This window comes from Luteimonas aestuarii (assembly GCF_004357985.1).
GTDB lineage: Bacteria > Pseudomonadota > Gammaproteobacteria > Xanthomonadales > Xanthomonadaceae > Luteimonas > Luteimonas aestuarii.
Genome location: NZ_SMTF01000003.1, coordinates 208,335 through 229,100, shown reverse-complemented (window position 1 = coordinate 229,100; position 20,766 = coordinate 208,335). Strand labels below are relative to the sequence as shown.

At 68.3% G+C, this 20,766-nt stretch carries 17 protein-coding genes; 7 read left to right on the top strand and 10 right to left on the bottom strand.

The genetic code is table 11. The annotated features are described in order from the left end of the window. Positions 1-232: 232 nt before the first annotated feature. Positions 233-1,066, bottom strand: a complete 834-nt coding sequence (locus E2F46_RS05980) for an inositol monophosphatase family protein (protein WP_133321177.1) — start codon at positions 1,064-1,066, stop codon at positions 233-235. An 88-nt stretch (positions 1,067-1,154) separates the two neighbouring features. On the opposite strand from E2F46_RS05980, the gene E2F46_RS05975 reads away from it, so the two are divergent. The 3 genes from E2F46_RS05975 (at position 1,155) to E2F46_RS05965 (ending at position 5,066) form a co-directional block, all read left to right on the top strand. After that, positions 1,155-1,937 carry an RNA methyltransferase gene (locus tag E2F46_RS05975; protein ID WP_133321176.1) on the top strand — a complete coding sequence of 261 codons (783 nt, stop codon included), beginning with the start codon at positions 1,155-1,157 and terminating at the stop codon, positions 1,935-1,937. 100 nt (positions 1,938-2,037) lie between these two features. Beyond that, positions 2,038-2,937, top strand: coding sequence for a phosphate/phosphite/phosphonate ABC transporter substrate-binding protein (locus tag E2F46_RS05970; protein ID WP_133321175.1), 900 nt, complete (start codon positions 2,038-2,040; stop codon positions 2,935-2,937). Further along, positions 2,934-5,066 (top strand): putative bifunctional diguanylate cyclase/phosphodiesterase, encoded by a 2,133-nt coding sequence (locus E2F46_RS05965; RefSeq protein ID WP_133321174.1) that lies wholly within the window; start codon positions 2,934-2,936, stop codon positions 5,064-5,066. Before E2F46_RS05970 ends, E2F46_RS05965 begins: the two co-directional genes overlap by 4 nt. A gap of 108 nt (positions 5,067-5,174) precedes the next feature. Here the strand turns inward: E2F46_RS05965 and E2F46_RS05960 are convergent, their stop codons facing one another. The 3 genes from E2F46_RS05960 to E2F46_RS05950 form a co-directional block, all read right to left on the bottom strand. Beyond that, on the bottom strand, positions 5,175-5,840 hold the full coding sequence (locus tag E2F46_RS05960) for an exopolysaccharide biosynthesis protein (RefSeq protein WP_133321173.1): 666 nt from the start codon (positions 5,838-5,840) through the stop codon (positions 5,175-5,177). Next, entirely contained in the window at positions 5,830-7,167 is a 1,338-nt protein-coding gene (locus tag E2F46_RS05955; RefSeq protein ID WP_133321172.1) for a hemolysin family protein, read from the bottom strand. Before E2F46_RS05955 ends, E2F46_RS05960 begins: the two co-directional genes overlap by 11 nt. 239 nt (positions 7,168-7,406) lie before the next feature. Further along, complete coding sequence (locus tag E2F46_RS05950) at positions 7,407-7,817, bottom strand: hypothetical protein (RefSeq protein ID WP_133321171.1); 411 nt, start codon at positions 7,815-7,817, stop codon at positions 7,407-7,409. Between the two features lie 43 nt (positions 7,818-7,860). Here E2F46_RS05950 and E2F46_RS05945 point away from each other — a divergent pair, with 43 nt between their 5' ends. Both E2F46_RS05945 and E2F46_RS05940 read left to right on the top strand, forming a co-directional pair. Beyond that, on the top strand, positions 7,861-8,211 hold the full coding sequence (locus E2F46_RS05945; RefSeq protein WP_133321170.1) for an MGMT family protein: 351 nt from the start codon (positions 7,861-7,863) through the stop codon (positions 8,209-8,211). 82 nt (positions 8,212-8,293) lie between these two features. Then, a complete protein-coding gene (locus E2F46_RS05940) occupies positions 8,294-8,959 on the top strand; it encodes a rhomboid family intramembrane serine protease (RefSeq protein WP_133321169.1) in 666 nt (221 codons plus the stop codon). 130 nt (positions 8,960-9,089) lie between these two features. Here the strand turns inward: E2F46_RS05940 and E2F46_RS05935 are convergent, their stop codons facing one another. Continuing rightward, the gene (locus E2F46_RS05935; RefSeq protein WP_133321168.1) at positions 9,090-11,096 is read right to left on the bottom strand and encodes a M13 family metallopeptidase; all 2,007 of its coding nucleotides are present in this window, start codon (positions 11,094-11,096) and stop codon (positions 9,090-9,092) included. A 135-nt stretch (positions 11,097-11,231) separates the two neighbouring features. Here E2F46_RS05935 and E2F46_RS05930 point away from each other — a divergent pair, with 135 nt between their 5' ends. Continuing rightward, positions 11,232-12,605, top strand: coding sequence for an MBL fold metallo-hydrolase RNA specificity domain-containing protein (locus E2F46_RS05930; RefSeq protein WP_133321167.1), 1,374 nt, complete (start codon positions 11,232-11,234; stop codon positions 12,603-12,605). A 501-nt stretch (positions 12,606-13,106) separates the two neighbouring features. On the opposite strand, the gene E2F46_RS05925 is transcribed toward E2F46_RS05930, so the two are convergent. The 3 genes from E2F46_RS05925 to E2F46_RS05915 form a co-directional block, all read right to left on the bottom strand. After that, positions 13,107-14,957 carry a monovalent cation:proton antiporter-2 (CPA2) family protein gene (locus E2F46_RS05925; RefSeq protein ID WP_133321166.1) on the bottom strand — a complete coding sequence of 617 codons (1,851 nt, stop codon included), beginning with the start codon at positions 14,955-14,957 and terminating at the stop codon, positions 13,107-13,109. A gap of 15 nt (positions 14,958-14,972) precedes the next feature. Further along, on the bottom strand, positions 14,973-15,341 hold the full coding sequence (locus E2F46_RS05920) for a DoxX family protein (RefSeq protein ID WP_133321165.1): 369 nt from the start codon (positions 15,339-15,341) through the stop codon (positions 14,973-14,975). Positions 15,342-15,427: 86 nt separating this feature from the next. After that, a complete protein-coding gene (locus E2F46_RS05915; RefSeq protein ID WP_133321164.1) occupies positions 15,428-16,201 on the bottom strand; it encodes an SDR family oxidoreductase in 774 nt (257 codons plus the stop codon). Positions 16,202-16,309: 108 nt separating this feature from the next. On the opposite strand from E2F46_RS05915, the gene E2F46_RS05910 reads away from it, so the two are divergent. Further along, positions 16,310-17,215: a LysR family transcriptional regulator gene (locus E2F46_RS05910; RefSeq protein ID WP_133321163.1), complete on the top strand. Its 906-nt coding sequence runs from the start codon at positions 16,310-16,312 to the stop codon at positions 17,213-17,215. A gap of 6 nt (positions 17,216-17,221) precedes the next feature. On the opposite strand, the gene E2F46_RS05905 is transcribed toward E2F46_RS05910, so the two are convergent. Together E2F46_RS05905 and E2F46_RS05900 are read right to left on the bottom strand one after the other, a co-directional pair. Continuing rightward, positions 17,222-18,901: a CHASE2 domain-containing protein gene (locus tag E2F46_RS05905; RefSeq protein ID WP_133321162.1), complete on the bottom strand. Its 1,680-nt coding sequence runs from the start codon at positions 18,899-18,901 to the stop codon at positions 17,222-17,224. Positions 18,902-18,904: 3 nt separating this feature from the next. Further along, complete coding sequence (locus tag E2F46_RS05900) at positions 18,905-20,641, bottom strand: FecR domain-containing protein (protein ID WP_165967359.1); 1,737 nt, start codon at positions 20,639-20,641, stop codon at positions 18,905-18,907. Between the last annotated feature and the right edge of the window lie 125 nt (positions 20,642-20,766).

The following is a 20,766-nucleotide window of genomic DNA, read 5'->3' as shown; positions in this document are numbered from 1 at the left end:
CGAATCGCGGCCCGATATCCGCCTGGTCGGCATGGCACCGGCCAGGCGCTTCGGGCATCGACTGCCAGCGGATCGAAAAGCGGACAAGCAAGCGTGCCGTTGAAGGGCCGGGGACTGCACTGCGCAGATGGCAGCCATCGGCGCAACGCACACCCATCCCGACCCGACGCGGCCGTTTCGCTGCATCAAGGGCGGCAGGATCGCCCGAATCCCGCGGCGGTGACCTGCAACGTCAGGCGAAGGCTTTCAGATAGCCGGAATCGGCGATGGTCTTGAGCAGCGGATCGACCAGCTTCACATTGCCCGCGACCAGTTGCCGGCCTGCGGCCGCACCCGGGATGTGCATCGGGGAGGTGGCGGCGCCCTTGAAATCGGCGATGCGGCCGCCGGCCTCGCGCACCAGCAGTACGCCGGCGGCGATGTCCCAGGCCTGCACGCCGGCTTCGAAGTAGCCGTCCACGCGACCCGCGGCCACGTAGGCGAGGTCCAGTGCGGCCGAGCCGGTGCGACGCACGTCCTCGGCATCGCGCAGCAGGTGCTTGAGGCAGTCCAGCTGCGCGTCGGCGCGCTTGCGCTCGCGCGGCGGGAAACCGGTGGCGAGCACCGCACCGGACAGGTCCTTGCGCTCGGCGACGCGGATGCGCTTGTCGTTGAGCACCGCACCGGAGCCGCGGGTGGCGGTGAACAACTCGTTGCGCAGCGGGTCGAACACCACGGCGTGCAGCGGCTCCGGGCCTTCGCACAGCGCGATCGACACGCACCAGTGCGGCAGCCCGCGCAGGTAGTTGCTGGTGCCGTCCAGCGGATCGATCACCCAGGTGTAGCGGCTGGGGCCATGCTTGCCCTTCTGCGCGCCGCCTTCCTCACCGAGGATCGCGTAGTCCGGGTTGGCCCGGCGCAGTTCCTTGACGATCGCTTCCTCGGCCAGGCCGTCGACTTCGCTGGCGTAGTCCAGGCGGTCCTTCTCGACGACGTTCAGCGCATCCAGCCGGTGCATGTGCCGCAGCAGCACGTTGCCCCCGGCGCGCGCGGCCTTGACCATGATGTTGACGGCAGGTTGCAGCATCGCATCGGGCTCCGTGCGGGTGGGGATCGGCGGGTGGAAAGAGCGCGCCGGCGCGGTGGCCGGAGGGCGCGCAGTTTACCATTGCGCCATGGACGAGACCTTTCCCGCAGCCCAACGCATCCGCATCGTGCTGGTGGGGACCCAGCATCCGGGCAACATCGGTTCGGCTGCGCGGGCGATGAAGACCATGGGCCTGCACCGGCTGGCGCTGGTGGCACCGGAGCGCTTCCCGCATCCGGATGCCGCGGCACTGGCCGCGGGTGCCGGTGACGTACTCGACGCGGCCCGGGTGCACGCCACGCTGGCCGACGCCGTCGCCGACTGCGGCCATGTCATCGGCTGCACGGCGCGCACGCGGCGGATCGCAATGGACGAGGCAGGCCCGCGGGAAACCGCCACCCGCGTGCTGGCCGAGGCCGCGCGCGGCAACGAAGTGGCCCTGGTGTTCGGCCGTGAGCGCACCGGGCTGGACAACGACGAACTGCAGCTCTGCCACGCCGCGGTGACCATTCCCGCCAATCCGGGCTACAGCTCGTTGAACCTCGCGGCTGCGGTGCAGGTGCTGTCCTATGAGTTGCGGATGTCGGCGCTGGCCGACGTCACCCGGACGACAGAAGCCGTTGCCGCTGACGACCTGCCGGCGAGCCATGCCGAGATGGAAGGCTTTTTCACCCAGTTGGGCGACACGCTGGATGCGATCGATTTCCACAAGGGTCGAACGCCCGAAGCGGCGATGCACAAGTTGCGGCGGGTGTTCCTGCGGGCGGCGCCCGATGCCCGTGAGGTGCGGCTGTTGCGCGGCGTCCTGGCTGACGCGCAGCGCATGGCGCGGCTGGCGGGCGGGCAAGGGGGCAGTGGTTCGCAGTCCTGATCCGGATCCCTGTCGCAGGTTGGCCATTTCGGCTAGTCTCGGCGGTGTCGGACAGGCTTGGGGTAGCCCGTTGTTGCGTAAACGCGTCCATCGAGCCGGCATGCTGGCAGTGCTGCTGTGGTGCTGCGTCGGCTGGATCATGCCGGTGCTGGCCAGCGATAGCCATGTCCTGGTGCTTGGGCGGATCAGCGACAACCCCAAGGCGCACTACGAGCAGCTCAAGCCACTGCTGGACTACGTAGTCCCCCGGATGGCCGACGTGGGCATCCGCGAGGGGCGGGTGCTGATGGCGCGCGACACGCAGCAGATGCAGAGCTACATGCGCCGCGGCCGCGTCGACTGGGTGACCGAGACCACCGCCGCCGCGGTGCTGCTGCAGCAGCGTAGTGGCGCCGAACCGCTGCTGCTGACCGAGCGTGACGGGGTGAGCAGCTACAGCACCGTGTATTTCGCGCATCGCGACGCCGGGATCGGCTCGCTCCAGGACCTCGCCGGTCGCAGCATCGCGTTCCAGAACCGGTCGTCCACCAGTGCCTACTACATCCCGGCGACCGAGCTCCTGGCGCGTGGCATGCGCATGGAGATCCTGCTGTCGCCGATGGACCGCCCCGCGCCCGGGTCGGTGGGCTACGTCTTCGCCCGCACCGAACTCAACCTCTCGTCGTGGGTGCACAAGCGCCTGGTCGACGCTGGCGCCATGAGCAACCTGGACTGGGCGGACGAACGTCGCGTGCCGGCCAGCTTCAAGCGCGATTTCGTGCTGATCCGCGAAACGCCGCCCTATCCGCGCGCGCTGGAGATGGTGCGCGGCGACCTGGACCCACGGGTCAAGCGCCGCCTGCGCGAGGTGTTGCTGGCGGCCGCCGACGATCCGGATGCGCGCGAAGCGTTGCTGCAGTTCTTCAAGACCACTCGATTCCTGCCGTTGGACAGCGCCAACGAGCACGCGCTCGAACACCTCAAGCAAGGCGTCATGCGGATCACGGCGGAGCTGGAATGAACCTTCGCTACGGCCTGCGCGCCAAGTTTGCGCTGGTGGCCGGCATTGCCGTGCTGATCGCCATCGCCGCGGTCGCCGCCTTGTTGCACCGGCAGGGCTCGACCCAGCGCGAGGTCCAGTCCCTCAGCCGCCAGTCGATGCACGCGCTGGCGTCCAACCGCGTGCTCAGCCATGGCCAGGGGTCGGTGGCGCAGGCCGCCGACACCCTGGTCAACCCGTTGTACTACTTCGACCTGGATGCGATCGGCGGCATCGTCCGGAACCAGCTGCGCCAGCCCGATGTCGCCTATGCGATCGTCTTCGACACCGAAGGCCGGGTGATCCACGACGGCAGTCCGGATATCGCGAACTACGGCCAGCAGATGACCGACCCGTTCGCATTCGAAGTGGTGTCGGCCGGCGAGCTGCACGTGCAGACCGACGATGAGTTGATGGATGTGTCGATGCCGATCCGCATCGCCGACCAGCGCCTCGGCGGTTTGCGTGTCGGCTATTCGCTGGCGTCGGTGCGTGCCGACGAGGATCGCATCGGCGCGACGCTGGGCCAGCGGCTGGCCGAGGTGGGCCGCAAGCACATGCTGTGGGTCGGGACGCTGCTCGCGGTACTGGCGGCGTTGATCGCCATCATCGCGCTGTACCTCCAGCAGTCGGTGGTCAAGCCGATCCGCCGGCTGGCGGACGCCGCGGGCCAGATCGAATCCGGCGATTTCAGCGGCGAAATCGCGACGACCGACCGCCGTGACGAGATCGGCGACCTGGTGCGCGCGTTCTCGCACATGCGCGACAGCATCGCGCGGCACGACCGCGACGTGCGCCGCATGGCCTATACCGATTCGCTGACCGGGCTGGCCAACCGCCTGTCGTTCCGCGAAACCCTCGACCAGCGCCTGTTCGAAAACAGTGGAAGTGCGCGCCAGCTAGCCCTGTTGTTCGCCGATATCGACGATTTCAAGCGGGTCAACGACACCATCGGCCACGACGCCGGCGACGAAGTGCTGATCCAGTTCGCCGCCAGGATGCGCGACGTGATCGAGCAGCGCAGCGGTGGCGAGGGCGTGCTGGCCCGGTTCGGCGGCGATGAGTTCGTGATCCTGCTGCAGCTGCCACGAGGCGGCGACGGCGATATCCGTGAGGCGGCGACGCGTTTGGCCGAAGCACTGGTCGACGAGCTGGGACGGCCAATCCTGGTGCATGGCCGCCATGTGTTCCTGGGCATCTCGATTGGCGTCACCCTGTTCCCGGACGATGCGCCCAATGCGTCGACGCTGATGAAGAACGGCGACATCGCGATGTACCAGGCGAAGGTGGCGGGCAAGAACTGCTTCCGCTTCTACAGCCGCGCGATGGACCAGGCGGTGGAACGGCGCGTGCGCATGGAGCAGGACCTGCGTGGTGCGTGGGAGCGCGGCGAACTCAGCCTGGCTTACCAGCCGGTGTACCGCCTGGCCGACAACCGCCTGATTGGCGCCGAGGCGCTGTTGCGCTGGCAGCACCCCGAGCATGGCTCGGTATCGCCGTCGCTGTTCATCGACGTGGCCGAACAGAGCGGCCTGATCGAAACCATCGGCCCGCAGGTACTGCGCGCGGCCTGCATCGATGCGCGCCGCTGGCAGCGCGACTTCGCCAGCGGGCGCGACCTGTTCGTCTCGGTCAATGTCTCGCCGCGGCAGCTGCGCGCGGCGGACCTGTCGGCGCAGGTGGACGCGGTGCTGCGCGAAACCGGGCTGGCGCCGCAGCACCTGCACATCGAGCTGACCGAAACCGCGGTGATCGGCGACGAGGCCCGCGTCAGCGCGCTGCTGGCGCGGCTGCGCAACACCGGCGTCAAGGTGTGGCTGGACGACTTCGGCACCGGTTTCTCGGGCCTCAGCCACCTGCGACGGGTGCCGGTTGACGGCGTGAAGATCGATCGCAGTTTCATCGCCGACGTGCTGCGCGACCCCGACGACCTGGCGTTGACTACCGCGATCATCGCGATGGCGCATTCGCTGGGCATCCACGTGGTGGCCGAGGGCGTGGAGAAGGAAGGCCAGTACGCCATCCTGCGCGAGCGCGGTTGCGACATGGCGCAGGGCTTCTGGCTGGGCCACCCGATGAAGGCGCAGGATTTCATGGGGTTGCTGGCGTAGGGCGGGTCTCGACTCCGCCGTTGCGATGTTCCTGTTTCCCCGCCTGCGTGCCATGCCTCGCTTGGCGTGCGTTGCGGCGGAGAAGGTAGTGGCGGGTCGAGACCCGCCCTACGCGAACAGCTGCCCGATCCAGTGCGTCACCGCGGCGGCCAATGCGCCACTGGCCACGCCGAAGACAACGATGGCGGCGACGCCCGCGACCCAGCACACCAGCATCAGCAGGCCGTCGCGTTCCAGCAGGGCGAAGGCAAACGCCAGCAGCAGCAGGCCGAACACGTAGTTGGTGAACGGGATGGGCAGCGCCAGCAGGATGCCCAGCAGCACCAGCAGGGCACCGGTGAACATGCTGGCGGCACGATGCTCGATGAGGACGGTCATGCGTGGCTTGACCAGGCGTTCCAGGCGTGACAGCCAAGGCGCCATCACGCGGTCGAAGCTCTGCAACGTGGCGCGCCGCGGGCCGCGGCGGGCGATGAACTTCGGCAGCCACAGCTTGCGCATGCCCACCAGCAGGTGAACGCCCACCAGGATCGTCAGCGGGCCGCCGATCGCGCCGCCGACGCCCGGGATCGGGATGAAGGCGGGCAGGGTGGCGATGAACAGCAGCATGCCGAACACCTGTCGGCTCAGCCCGGCGAGGATGTCTTCCAGCTTCAGGCTGTCCTCGGGATCACCGAGCGCCAGCGCGTCCAACAGTGCGCGCGTGCCCAGCATTTCCGGCCTGGCGCGGGTCACGTCTTCGTCGCGCGGCGTGCCGCCACGGTCATTCGTCATCGCTGGCGGCCTCCGTGGCCAATCGCTGGAGCAGCAGCTTGTCGATGCGAGGACCGTCGAGGTCCACCACCTCGATGCGCCAGTGGTTCCAGTCGAAATGCTCGCCCACGTGGGGAATGCGCCCGTAATGTGCGATGACCATGCCCGCGGCCGTATGGAAATCGTGGTCGTCCTCGCCGGGCAGGGCGCCGCCGCCAAGCAGTTCGCGCAGGTTCTCGGCCGAATAGCTTCCGTCGACCAGCAACGAGCCATCGTCGCGCGTCACCACCAGCGGCGACGCCTCGCCGCCATCGTGGGTCTGGGTGCGGCCGATCACGGCTTCGACGATGTCGTTGACCGTCACCAGCCCGGTCACGTCGCCGTATTCGTCCACCACCAGCGCCAGCGAGTGCTGCTCTTCGCGCAGGATTTCCAACGTCGTGAGCACCGGCGTCGATTCGGACACGAACAGCGGCTTGCGCAGGTATTTGAACAAGTCGAACTCACGCTTCTCCAAGCGATCGATCAGCGACTTGATCTCGACCACGCCCACCACGTCCGCGTCACTGCCGCGATACACCGGATAGCGCGAGAACGGCGTGGCGCGCATCGCCGCCAGGTTCTCCTCGAAGCCTTCGGCGATGTCCAGCCACGCGATGCGGGTGCGCGGCGTCATCAGGCTTTCGGTGCTGCGGTCGCCCAGGCGCAGCACGCGGTTCATCATGTTGCGCTCGTCGGCGTCGATCACGCCCTGTTCATGGCTTTCGCTGACCAGCAGCCGGATTTCCTCTTCGGTGACCTGCGCAGCCTCGGTCTTGTCCAGCCGCAGCAGGCGCAACAGGGTGCGCACGCTGGCACTGAGCAACCACACCACCGGCGTGGCCGCCTTCGCCAGCCCGTGCATCGGCAGCGCCACGAACGACGCCAGCTTCTCCGGCGCCAGCAAGGCCAGGCGCTTGGGCAGCAGTTCGCCCAGCACGATCGTCAGGTAGGTGATCAGGCCGATCGCCAGGACCTTGCCGAGTGCGCCGGCATAGCTGAGCTCGGTGAACGGGAACGTCGCGCCCAGCACGGGCAGTTGCGCCAGCAGCCAGGCGCCGAGCGAACTGGCGACCGCGTCGCCGCCATACATGCCGGTGAGGATGCCGATCAGGGTGATGCCCACCTGCACGGTGGACAGGAACTGCTCGGGATGTTCGGCCAACTCCAGCGCCCTGCGCGCGCCACGATGGTCCGTGGCCAGTTGCTTGAGCCGCGGTTTGCGCGAGGTGACCACCGACATTTCCGACATCGCGAAGAACGCGTTGCAGGCGATCAGGAGCAGGATGACCAGGAACAATTCAAACATCGCCGGGGCCTCCTGTCGGGTCGGCCAGGGGCGTGCAGGTCATCCGGGGGGTCTCAAGCGCGCGCCGGAGGGCGGGCGCAGGGGGAGGTCTAGGGTCGTCGTCCATGGAAGCGGCGGCGCGTTGCTGGCGCGGCAGCGGATCATAGCAGGCCCGCCGCAGGCCCCGGCCATCGGCCGGCAGGTCGGCGCAGGGCCTCCACGGTCCCGGGAGCGGCGCCCCGGTCCCGCACCCGGTAGCGTTAGAGCAGGTCGCCGTCGGCCGACAGGGCGCGCTCCAGGCGGTCGCCCATGCCGCCGATCTCCAGCACCAACCGGCCCACTTCGGCGCCGGTAAGGGTTTCGTAGGGGCGGTTCTCGCACAGCTGCAGGTAGGGCACGCCGTCGAGCTCGCCAAGGGCCAGGTAGCCAACGTGCGCGTTCCAGTTGAACGCCAGCGCACGGCGGGCGTCGATGCCGGTGATCGGCGCGATCACGGTGCTCACGCGCAGGAAGTTGCGGTGGTCGTCGTCCTGCAGCTCGGACAGGAAGATCGCCTGGTGCCGACGGCCGTTGTCCAGCGACAGCTCCACGCAGATCACGTACGGATCCTGCATGGTGATGCGGAAATCGCTGGTAGCGAGGTGGCTGCGGATCTGTTCGAAGTTCTGCATGCGGGCGCGGGCGTTCGGTCGACAGGGTTTATCCTAGTCCCCCATGGCCGATCTGTCTGCCGAAGCCCGTATCCTCGCCGCGATCCGCGACGTGCCGCACGGCGCGGTGGCGGGGTATGGCCAGATCGCGCGGCGCGCCGGGCTGCCGGGACGTGCGCGCCTGGTGGCGCGCGTGCTCGCCGGCAACGGTGACGACACGCTGCCGTGGCACCGGGTGCTGCGCAGCGACGGACGCATCGCGTTCCCGCCCGGTTCCCGCGGCCATCGCGAGCAGGCGGCGCGCTTGCGGGCCGAAGGCGTGCAGGTCACGGCAGGTCGCGTCAGGATGCCGCCGCGGGCCACGCTGGATGCCACATTGTGGGGGCCAGCGACGGCACTGCCACGCGCACGCTGAACGGTTTCATCGCACGCATCCCGCGCATGCGCTACACCTTGCGGGCGACTCACATGCATTTCCGAGCGTAGAAGGCAACAGGATGTTCACCAATCTCCCCCCGATCACCAAGGCGCTGCTGATTGCCAATGCCGCCGTATTCCTCTTGCAGGCCATGCTTGGCGGACGCGTATTCACGCCTTTCGAGCTCTGGCCGCTGGGCATGCCGGAACCCTACGCTTCGCAGGGGGCTCGTTTCATGCCATGGCAGTTGCTGACCTATGGCTTCATGCACGGCAATCTTCCGCACCTGCTGTTCAACATGCTGGCGCTGCTGATGTTCGGAGCGCAGTTGGAGCATGTTTGGGGCAATCGCCGTTACCTGTCCTATTACCTCGTGTGCGTGGTAGGCGCTGGGCTGTGCCAACTGGCGGTCGCCTCCTGGATGCTGGACCAAGGCACGGGGATCGTCCGCACCGTAGGCGCGTCCGGTGGCGTGTTCGGCCTGTTGCTGGCCTATGGCCTGCTGTTTCCCAACCAGCGGGTGATGCTGCTGATCCCGCCGGTGCCGATGAAGGCGCGCACGTTGGTGATCGTGTACGGCGTGATCTCGCTGCTGTTCGGCGTGACCGGTACGCAGTCGGGCGTGGCGCACTTCGCGCACCTCGGCGGCATGCTGTTCGGCTGGCTGCTGATCCGTTACTGGCGCGGGCAGCCGCCATTCGGTGGCGGCAGGCCGCGCGGGCCGCGGGGCATCCGGGGGATGTGACGAGGTGGGCGGATGCTGATTGGTGATTCGTAAAGGAAGGCCGCGCAACGCGCGACCTTCTTGTGGCAGGTGTAATGAGGCCAGGCGCCTGCTGTTCCGGATCTGCCATTTACAGATCACGAACCACGCGTCATGGCCCTTCACGCCAGATCGAAACCTGCTCGTCCGCCTTGCGCACCAATCCGGTGCCGACGGCGCACTTGAAGGTTTCGGCGAACGCGGGGTGGTTTGCCAAGGGACCATTGACGCGCCACTTGCCCGGCGCATGCACGGCGGTGGCCTGGTCGCGGCTGGCGACATCCGCCGACGACTGCTGGCGCCACAGCTGTGCCCAGCCCCTGAAGAAACCTTCCCGAGCGGAGGCCTCCGCATCCGGCTGCGCGGTGGACCAAGCGTCCCACGCCAGTTCCACGGCGGACAGGTCGACCATGTTCTGGTCGCGCGTCAACGCGCCGTTGACCTTCATCGCATCCAGCCCCGGGTAGTCATAGGCGTTGTACTGCGCGACCAGCAGGTCGGCGCGGCCCAGCCACGCGGCCTCGTCGTTGGCCGTCCACCAGTTGCGCAGGTTGCCGGCGGCATCCACCTGGCGCCCCGCGAAATCGACGCTGCGACCGATCTCGTGCGCCACCATCGCGCCGAAACTGCCGTACTGCGCGGCGGTGTCCATGCCCATGTCCAGCACTGGCGACTGCAGCGCGGCCGCCGACACCAGCAGGCGGTTGTGCGCGATGTCGTAGGCCAGGACCGGTTGCTGCGGCAATACGTCCCAGCGCCGCCGCGCATCGGTCCGGCCGATCCGGCGCATCTCCTCGCGCCGATGCCAGGTGGACGCGATCAGCATGTTGCTGCCGAAGCTGCTGCGGCCCATCGGCTGCGTGGTGTAGTCCAGTTCGCGCAGCGACGGGCCCACTTCGATCTGCAGCGCCGCGATCTTGGCGGCGGCTTCCTGCTTGGCCTGCGGCGACATCCAGGCGTTGCGTCCGACCGCACGGGCCAGCGCATCGCGCACGTTGCCGGCGATGTCGTTCGCGCGCGAGGCGGTGGTCGCCGGCAGGTGGCGTGCGACGTATTCGCGCGCCAGCATGGCGCCGGCGGCGCGGTTGATCGCGTTCAGCACCTGCGTTTCGCGCGGCAGTTGTGCGCTTTCACCGCGCAACACGCGGCCGTGGAACTCGAACTCCACGTCGCGGAACGGCTTCGACAGGTAGGGCGCCATGGCGTTGCCGACGTGGAAGCGCAGGTAGGTCTTCCACTGGTCCGGACGCAGGCTGTTGACCAGCGCATCGAGCTGCGCGAACAGCTCGGGGTTGGCCAGCGACACCTGTTCGGCGGAGACACCCTGCGCCTTCAGGAAATCGGCCAGCTGCAGGTTGCGGTACTGGCGCGCGAAACCCGCCACCGGCACCATCGCGTAGTTCGCGCGCGGATCGCGCAGCGATTCGACCGGGCGCGACAGGCGCGCGATGCGCGTCTCCAGGTCCAGGACCTGCGCCATCTCCGCGGCCACGCGGTCTTCCGGCGTGCCGGTCAGGCGCAGGATGTTCGAGACGTACTCGGTGTAGCGGCCCAGCAGGGTGCGCGCGTCGGGGTCCTCGCTGGTGTAGTAGGCGGGATCCGGGAGGCCCAGGCCGCCCTGCGCGAAGTAACCGGCGTAGCGGTCGAGGTCGGACAGGTCGAGGTCGGCGGTGAAGTTGAACGCCACCGGGATGCCCACCTGGTGCAGGGCGGCGATGGCGGGCGCGATGTCGCGAGCCCGGCGGATCGCATTGATCCGGCCCAGCATGGGCGCGATGGGATTGGCGCCGTCGGCTTCCACGGCGGCCTCGTCGATGCCGCTGGCCCAGAAGTGGCCCAACAGCGTCTGCACTTCGTTCTGCGGCGTGCGCATTGCCGCATCCAGCAGTTCGCGCTGCTGCTGCACGGCACGCTGCTGCAGTTCGCCCAGTGCCGAAACGCTGCCGGAGCCGACCACGGTGTTCGCGGCCAACCAGTCCTTGTTGGCTTCGCTGTAGAAGTCCGTGCACGCCGGCGTGACGGCAGGTGCGCGTCGGCGCTGGGCATCGGCGTCGCTGGGCATCAGGCCGAGCACGAGGGTGACGGCCAGGGCCAGGGCGAGGGGCTGCGTGTGGCGCATCGGGCATCCTTACTTGAAAGTGGCGGAATTCTAGCAAGCGCCCCGCGACCGAACGTGACCCGGCTCGCTGAACAGGTGCTCGCATCGCGTGCACGGCGGGCGCAGAATCAGAGGCGACAGTGGAGGAGGGCAGGCATGCGGGTGACGTTCCATGGCGCGGCCGGCGAGGTCACCGGTTCGATGCACCTGGTCGAGGCCGCCGGAAAGCGTGTGCTGCTCGACTGCGGCATGGTCCAGGGCGGGCGCGAGGCCGAGCGGCGTAATTTCGAACCCTTTCCGTTCGATCCGGCCACGCTGGATGCGGTGGTGCTGAGCCACGCCCACATCGACCACATCGGCCGCCTGCCGCGGCTGGCGTGGCAGGGCTTCAAGGGGCCGGTGTTCATCCAGCAGGCCGGCGCCGAACTGGTGCCGGTGATGCTGCTCGATGCGGCCTCGCTGGCCGAAAGCGATGCCGAGCGCGAGAACCGCAAGCGCCGCGACGGCGAACCGGAAGCGATGCCGCTGTTCACGCGCCGCGACGTGGAGCGGCTGCTGCCGCAGCTGCGACCGCTGCGGTACGACGCGCGCAACACGATCCTGCCCGGCGTCGAGATCGCCTTCCGCGATGCCGGCCACATCCTCGGTTCGTCGATCGTCGAGGTATGGGCCGACGGGCGGAAGCTGGTGTTCTCCGGCGACCTCGGCCCGCCCGGCACGCCGATCCTGCGCGACCCGGTGGCGATCCGCGAGGCCGACCTGGTGCTGATGGAAGCGACCTACGGCGATCGCAACCACCGCGACCGGCTGGACACCGTGCGCGAGTTCGGCGGCATCCTCGACCAGGCGTGGGAGGCCCGCGGCAAGGTGCTGATCCCCGCGTTCGCGGTCGGCCGCTCGCAGGAACTGCTGTACTGGTTCGCCAGGCATTGGGACGAATGGAACATGTCGCGCTGGCGGATCTTCCTCGACAGCCCGATGGCGGCCAAGGTGGTGGAGATCTACGACCGCCACGATGCCCTGTTCGACGACGATGCGCGCAAGGTCTGGGCCTCGCACCCCAGCCCGTTCCGCCTGCCCAACCTGCGCATCACCGAATCGGTCGAGGATTCGATGGCGATCAACCGGCTGCAGGATGGCGCCATCGTGATCGCCGGCAGCGGCATGGCCAACGGCGGCCGCATCCTGCACCACTTCCGCCACAACATCGACCGCCGCAACACCCACATCGTGTTCGTCGGCTACCAGTCGGAAGGCACGCTTGGCCGGCGCGTGGTGGATGGCGCGAAGTGGGTGCGCATCCATGGCAGCGACCATCGGGTGAATGCCTCCGTGCATACCGTCGGTGGACTGTCGGCGCACACCGACCAGCGCGGGCTGATGGCGTGGTACGGGGCGTTCGAGGGCAGCCCGCCGCTGGTGCTGGTGCACGGCGAGGACCGCGCACGCGAGGCACTGGCCGGTGAGATCGGCGAACGCTTCGGCGCCGACGTACGGTTGGCGCGGCCGGGGATGGTGGTGGAGGTGTAGCTCCGCGCGTCCCGCCGCAAGTCCGGACCCAAGGGCTTCGACGCCCGAGTTGCTGAGGGCGAAAGACGCTGGGTCGCTGCTTGTGCCGGGATGACGGCTGTCGGGCGTGTGGATTCGCGTCGAGCAGCAACGCTGCTCGGAGACCCGGAGGGCGTCCGGCATGGACGCCGGACGTTCTTCGACAGGACAAGGATGTCCTGTCGAAAAATCGTGTCGAGATCAAAGCGCCCGGTCAGCTGTGATCGCGGAAAGGCATTTCTTTGGTTACTTTCCTGAACGGCTTCGCCGTTCGCTTTGCAGTGTGCCAGCAAAGAAAGCAACCCGCCCTTCAGCGGGAACGCGCTTGTTCCTGGCCGACTTGGCCATCAGCCCTGCAGTGGATTCGCAAGGCAGCGACCTTGGCGCGGAGAGTGACGCCATTTCGTGCCATGGATCGTCCTCGGACAGTATCGACCGAGCGGTGGAATGATGGCGCAGCGGCAAGCCATCCATCCACTTCGATCAATCCGCGGGCTGCGCGCCTTCGCCCGGCAACGCTTCGCCTTCGGATGCGTGCAGTGCGCGACCCTCGCGGCGGGGCGTGGTGAACGGCGTGGGCTTCGGGGCGACGCCGCCGGTGTTGTTGAGCAGCATCGGGATGCCGGCGCGTACGTCGTTGCTGGCCATTTCCAGTTCGAACCGTTCCGCGTCCAGCTTGCGCACCTGTGCGGCGATCTCGGCTGCTTCTTCCGCATCCACGCCCACTTCGCGCAGCGCCGCCTCGCCGAATGCCACCGCCGACTCGAACGTCTCGCGGATCTGGAAGTCGACGCCGGCGTTGACCAGTTTGAGCGAGTGCTCGCGGTCGTAGGCACGCACCAGCAGCTTCGCCTGCGGGAAGTGCGTTCGCGCGACCTCGACGATGTGGCTCGAGGTCTCCGGCTTGTCGATGCAGACCGCGATCGCGCGCGCCGAGTGCGCGCCCGAGGCATGCAGCACGTCCAGCCTGCCGCCGTCGCCGTAGTAGACCTTGAAGCCGAACTCGGCCGCACTGGTGATCATCTCGATGTCGGTGTCGATGATGGTCACGTCCACGTCGCGCGCCAGCAGCGACTGGCTCATCACCTGGCCGAAGCGGCCGAAGCCGATGATCAGCACGCTTCCGCGCTGTCCATCCACTTCCTCCACGCCGTCGAGCGAGGCCTGCGTGCGCGGCATCAACGGCCGGATTGCCAGCACCACCAGCGGTGTCAGCACCATCGACAGCACCACGATGGCGGTCAGGTTGCTGTTGGCTTCGGCGGTGATGATGCCCGCCGCCATCGCCGCGCTGTACAGCACGAAGGCGAATTCGCCGCCCTGCGCCATCAGCGCCGCGCGGTCCAGCGCGTCGCCGTGGCTGCTGCGCAGCAGGCGCGCGACGCCGTAGATGCACGCGCCCTTGGCCAGCATCAGCGCCGGCACCGCGAGCGCGATCAGCTGCCAGTTGGCCACCACCACGGACAGGTCGAGCGACATGCCCACCGCGACGAAGAACAGCCCGAGCAGGATGCCGCGGAACGGTTCGATGTCGGCCTCGATCTGGTGGCGGAACGTCGATTCCGACAGCAGCACGCCTGCCAGGAACGCGCCCATCGCCATCGACAGCCCGCCCATTTCCATCAGTACCGCCGCACCCAGCACCACCAGCAGGGCGGCGGCGGTCATCACCTCGCGCGCCTTGGCCGCGGCGAGGATGCGGAACATCGGGTTGAGCAGGTAGAGGCCGGCAAGCAGCAGGCCGACCAGCGATGCGGTGGCGATGCCGATGCTTGCCAGGCGCGAAGGCGCATCCGGATCAGTCGGCAACGGCGACATGAAGGCCATCAGCGCCAGCAGCGGCACGATCAGCATGTCTTCGAACAGCAGGATCGAGACCATGCGCTGGCCGCGCGGCAGGGCGATGTCCCCACGTTCGCCCAGCAATTGCATCACGATGGCGGTGGAGGTGAGCACGAAGCCGGCACCGCCGACGAACGCCACCGGCAACGGGAACCCGAACAGCAGGCCGACGCCGGTCAGCGCCACCGTGCATACGCCGATCTGCAGCGCGCCGAGGCCGAAGATCTGCCGCCGCAGCCCCCAGAGGTGCGAGGGCCGCATTTCCAGTCCGACGATGAACAGGAACATCACCACGCCCAGTTCGGCGAAATGCAGGATCGCCTGCGGATGGGCGAACCAGCCGAAGCCGAACGGCCCGATCACCAGGCCCGCGGTGAGGTAGCCCAGCACCGAGCCCAGGCCCAGCTTGCGGAACAGGGGGACCGCGACCACCGCCGCGCCAAGCAGTGCGACCGCGCGCAGCAGGTTGTTCGGATCGCCTTCGACGGCCATGGCTGTCTTCCCGTCCTAGCGCCGGCGCGTGGGCGCGGCGAGCGACAGCAGCAGGAAGCCGCCGACAATGTTGACGTTCTTCATGAAGTGCAGGAGCTGCGCACTGCGGTCGGGTTCGGCGAAGGCCCAGAACGGATGGGACAGCACCGCGTCGGCGATCATCAGCGCGGCGGACAGCAACGCAGTCCAGCGCAGCTTCCAGCCGGCGGCCACCAGCATGCCCAGCACCAGTTCGGCCGCACTGAAGGTCAGCGTGGCGCCGCTGGTGACCGTGCCGTTGTACGCGGCCCAGAGGCGCCACGCGCCCATGACGATGAATACGCTGGCCAGCAACAGCCTGGCCACGACGAAACCGGGTCCCGGACCTTGTGGACGGAACGACATGCGGATGCCCCGAGCATGGATGAATGCAAAGAGTGGCACAGCAGGCGCAGTGTCGTCATCCGGGGCTGCCGGCCCGGTGTTCAATGTCAACGCGTGGTGTAGCCGCCGTTGGCGAAAATGGTCTGCCCGGTGATCCACCAGCCATCGGTCACCAGGAAGCGGACGATGGGCGCGATGTCCTCGATATCGGTCAGGCCTTTCTTCGACCACCCGCTCAGCGCCGCCGCGGTGCTGTGGTACTGCACCGCTTCCGGTGTTTCCTGCCCGTAGAAGAACGGCGTGTCCATCGGCCCCGGTCCGATGGCATTGACTGAAATGCCGCGGTCGCCGAACTCCTTCGAGGCTGCGCGCGTGTAATGCTCCACCGCCGCCTTGCTGCCGGGATACACCGCGTAGTACGGGGTGTACGCGGCCAGCAGCGAGCTGACGATGGTGACGATGCTGCCGCCGTCGGCCAGCGTCCGCCCGGCCTGCTGCAGGAAGAAGAATGCGGCCTTCGCGTTGGCATCGGAGCTGCGGTCGAAGTCGGCCTCGCTGACGTCCGCGATCGGCTTCTTGATCACCACGCCCACGGTGTTGACGGCGATGTCCACCTGGCCGAAATGGGCCTTTGCCTGGTCGAACAGCGCGGCATTGTTGGCGACCACCGACAGGTCGCCCTGGAACAGGGTGGCATCGGCGCCCATCGCCTTGAGCGCGGCAGCGGTCCGTTCGGTTTCGGCGCGGGAGGCGTCGCTGTTGTAGTGCAGGGCGATGCCGCGGGCACCGGCTTCGACGAACTGGCGGGCGACCAGCGCACCGAGATTCTTGCCACCGCCGGCGATGACGGCGACCTTGCCGTCGAGGGTACGTGCTGCCATGGGCTACTCCCGAGGTGTGGATGGGCGTCCAGTCTGGTTATTTGCCTGTAGTGGATAAATAGGTCTGTTTCGAATTGACAATTCGAGAAAATCGAACAATCTTGGCGCGTGGATCGACTCAGGCAGCTGGAAATCTTCGTCACCGTGGCTGACCTGGGCAGCTTCAGCGGCGCTGCAGAGCGGATGGAGCTGCCGCGCTCGACGGTCTCGGGTGCGATCCAGGCGCTGGAGACGCGACTGCAGACCCGGCTGATCCAGCGCACCACCCGACGCATGCGATTGACCGCCGATGGCGAGGCCTGCCTGGACTGGTGCCGGCGATTGTTGGCCGAGATCGAGGAAACCGAATCGGTATTCCGCAAGTCCGGCTCCCAGCCCAGCGGACGCCTGCGGGTGGACGTGCCCACGCGGATGGCCTCGCTGCTGATTGCCCCGGCCTTGCCCGGGTTCTTCGTGCAGTACCCCGAGATCGAGCTCGAACTGCTGGCAACGGATCGGCCGGTGGACCTGCAGCAGGAGGGCGTGGACTGTGCGCTGCGGGTCGGTGCCGTCCGCGACCCGTCCCTGGTGGCCCAACCGCTGTGCCTGCTGGAGCAGGGCAACTACGCCAGCCCGGCCTACCTGCAGCGGCACGGCGTGCCGATGGCGCCAACGGACCTGGGCAGCCATCTTGCCGTGCACTACGTGCTGCCATCGACCGGGCGGATCGATGCCTGGGAGTACGACGACGGCGGCGTGGCGCGCACCGTGGCGATGCGTGGCATGGTGCTGGCCAACAGCGCCGATACCTACATCGCCTGCTGCATCGCAGGACTCGGCCTGATCCAGATCCCGCGCTACGACGCGCGACGGCACATTGCATCCGGTGAATTGGTCGAGGTCATGCCGTCGCATCGCCCGGGGCCACTGCAGGCGTGGCTGCTGTATCCGCATCGCCATCGCCTGTCGCGACGGGTGCAGGCATTCTCCGGATGGGTGCAGCGGCTGGTCGCCGAGCAGGCGATCGGCGGCTGAGGCGGCTCAGCCTGCGCGCGGCGTACCCGAAGACGCATGAACGCGATTGCGGCCCTCGCGCTTGGCGCGGTAGAGCGCCGCGTCGGCACGCTTCAGCAGGTCGATGTCGTGTCCTTCGAGGATGGGGTAGAACGTGGCGATGCCGATGCTCAGTGTCACCGTGGGTGCAATGGGGGACTGCGCATGCGGCAGCTCCAGTGCACGCACGTCTTCGAGGATGGTCTGGGCGATGGTGGCCGCGGCGTGAGCCGAGCTTTCCGGCAGGACCAGGGCGAGCTCATCGCCGCCGTAGCGTGCCGCCAGGTCGCGCGGGCGCCGCGCCCAGACCAGGATGGCGTCAGCCACCTTGCGCAGCACCTCGTCGCCGGCCTGGTGGCCGTAGTGGTCGTTGTACGGCTTGAAATGATCGACATCGATCAGCAGCAACGACAAGGGCCGGCTGGATCGCCGTGCCGACTGCAGTTCACGCTCCAGCGTGAGGTCGAACATGTGCCGGTTCGCCAGCCGGGTCAGGCCATCCGAACTCGCCAGGCGATGCGATTTGCGGAGGCGTTGCGTCGCCCAGATGCCATAGACGGCGAAGGCCACCAGCAGGGCTGCGGTCGGCGCGTACCAGATGCGCGCGAAGTGCAATAGCAGCACGCAGGCCAGCAGCGTGGCCAACACGCCGGCGGTGCTCGCCACCCAGGCGCGGCGGATGCGGTGGCGCGGGCGATAGACGGCGAACGGCAGCAGGACCAGCGCAACCCCGATCGCGAGCTGCCAGGCCAGCGCCAGCGGGACGATGGCATTGCCCTGCAGCAACGCATTGAGCAAGTGCGCGTGGAACTCCACTGCAGGCATGCGGTTCCGACCATTGGCTTCGGGGACCAGTACTTCACGCAGCGAGCCGCTGGCGGTCACCCCAACCAGGATCCAGCGGTCGCGGAGCAGTTCCCCGGGCACTTCGCCGCGCAGCACGTCGACGTAGGAAACCTGCTGGAAGCCCGCGTTGCGCGCATAGGGCACCAGCACGCGGTAGTCGCGGTGCCAGAGGAAGGCGGAGCGTGTCCCCGGTTCGCCGTCGGGGTGGCGCAAGCCGGGCAGCGGGCCATCACGGCGCGCATCGGGATCGATGTTGCGCAACGCCAGCGCCAGTGCCGGCCAATGCGCCGAGCCCAGCCCGGCGTACAGATAGGCTTCGCGGGCGATGCCATCGGCGCCGACGTCGATTTCGACGTGTCCGAGTGCTGCCGAGGCTTCGATCAGCGTTGGCATCGGCAACACCTCGATCAGCGGGCCGTCCGGTTGCGAATCCTCCACCGCAACCGGCGAGGCCACGTTGCCTGCCCGCAGCATCGCGCCGGCAAGGGCCGCGTCACCGGCCTCGTCGCTGCGGCTGGGTTCGGCGAAGAGCAGGTCGAAGGCGATGCCGCGAGGCTCGTGCGCTGACAGCTTCTGCACCAGCTCCGCGTGCACGCCGCGGGACCACGGCCAGCGGCCGAGCGCGGAGAAGCTCTTGTCGTCCACGACCACCATGACGATGCGGTCGTCCACCGCCTGGTCGAGTCCGGTCATCATGCGGTCGTACAGCCACACGTCCATGGGCGCCGTGGTGGCGCGCAGGGTCACGACGACCACGCAGGCGACGGCGGCCGCGGCGATCAGCACGCGGGGCAACCAGTTGCGGGCGTGCGGCAGTGGCATGGCTCAGAGCACCAGCAGGATCAGCGCGGCGCCGCCGGCGCCGGCCAGGATGCGGCATGGCAGGCAGCCGACCTTGGCCACCTGCGCCGGCCCGTACGGATGCTCGTAGCCATCGCTGTCCACGGCGCGCACGCGCATGTACCACGTACCGGCGCGCAGGCCGGGCAGGGCAATGCTGTTGTCGTCGAGCATCTCGTCCCGCACCACGTGGGCAAACGATGCATCGCGCGACAGCTGGAAGCGGTAGCGTTGCCCCGCGTCGCCGGCCCGCCAGCGCACCTGCAAGGTGCCATCGGCTGTTTCGGCATCCACGCCCGGACCTTCGCCGGGCGGGCGCAGGGTAAAGCGCATCGCATCGCTCCATGGGCCGTGGCGGCCATCGCCGTCGATGGCGCCGACGCGCCAGGCATAGCCCCCGGGCGGCAGGTCGGCGGGGACGCGGTATTCGTTGCGGCGAAGGTCGGACGCCTCGACAAGCGGCGCATTGAACGTGCCATCGGCATCCAGCTGGACGCGGTAGCGCATGCCGGCCGCATCCGCGGCGGTCCAGCGCAGGCGCGGGCGTGGCCCTGCGGCATCGCCACGGTCGGTCGGCGCTATCGCGAAGGGCGGCGCCGGCTGCGCGGCGACATGGACCGTGGCCGAGGCATCGAAACCTTCCAGGCCGTGCGCGTCGATGGCGCGCAGGCGAACATGCAACAGGCCTTCGCTGCGGACGTCAAAACGAGCGCGTGCGTCCGCGACCACGCTGTCCTGCAGCAGGGTGCGGAAATCGTCATGTGCACTGGCCTGGAGGCGATAGGCGACCGCGCCCGGAACCCCTGTCCACTGCAGGTCCGCCGGCATGCGCATGATTTCGCGCGGCCATGCGGACAGGTCCGGCGCGGCCAGCAGCGGAATCGGGGTGCGGGGACGCCCATCGGCATCGAGCGCAGTGCCACGGCCTGCATCCACCGCAACGCTGCGGCCACCGCCCGACACCATCACCCGGCCCTCGACCACTTCCGAGCGACTGCGGATCCCGTCGCTGCCGACGCGGAACTCGGTGCCGCGCACGCTGGACATCATGCCCGGTGCGTCGATGCTGAAGCGCGATGCGGGGCCGCGACTGCGCGTGACCTTGCTGGAGGCGCGCCCACGCGGCAGGCGCAGGCGGGTATCGACCATCCCGGTGGCACCGTAGGCGCTGAGCCGATCGAGATGCAGTTCGCTGTCGCCCTTCAGCTGCAATTGCGAACCGTCGGCGAACGCCAGGGTCAGGCTGGCAGCTGGCGTCGTGCGCAGCGCCGCGCCGCTGCCCAACTGCAAGCCCTCGACGGCCGGGAACGCGTCACCGAAACTGCCATCGCGACTGGCTTGGACGTCGCCCGATAGCGCGATCACGCGGGCCTGGGCAGGTTGTTGCCGCAGCCAGGCGACCGGGAACGACATCACCCGTCCGGGCACAAGCCGCAGCGGGTCCTCGATTGCATTATGGGACTGCAGCCGTTCCCACGGGATATCCTGGCGCATGTGCGCGCTGGCCAGGTCCCAGACGGTGTCGCCGGGACGGATCCGGTAACGCCATTCCTGTGCATCCACGCTGGCGGGTACCAACCAGCACGCCAGCGCAAGCGGCAGCAGCAACAACACCCGGAGGGCGGCGCAACGCCAGGTCCCGGCACGCGGCGAAGGCAGCGAAAGCGCGGTTGCAGAACGCTGCGCGTGCCTCGGCGGCCGCGTCGTCTGGTCAGCTGTCATGGAGTCCTTTCCCCGGAAGGAAGCCCGCCATTCTAGACGAATCGCCCGCGGGCACCGCCGGCCTCGTGGCATTTGGCGTGGAAAGCGGCTAGACTACGCGCCGTTTGCGACGCGTCTGCCCACTC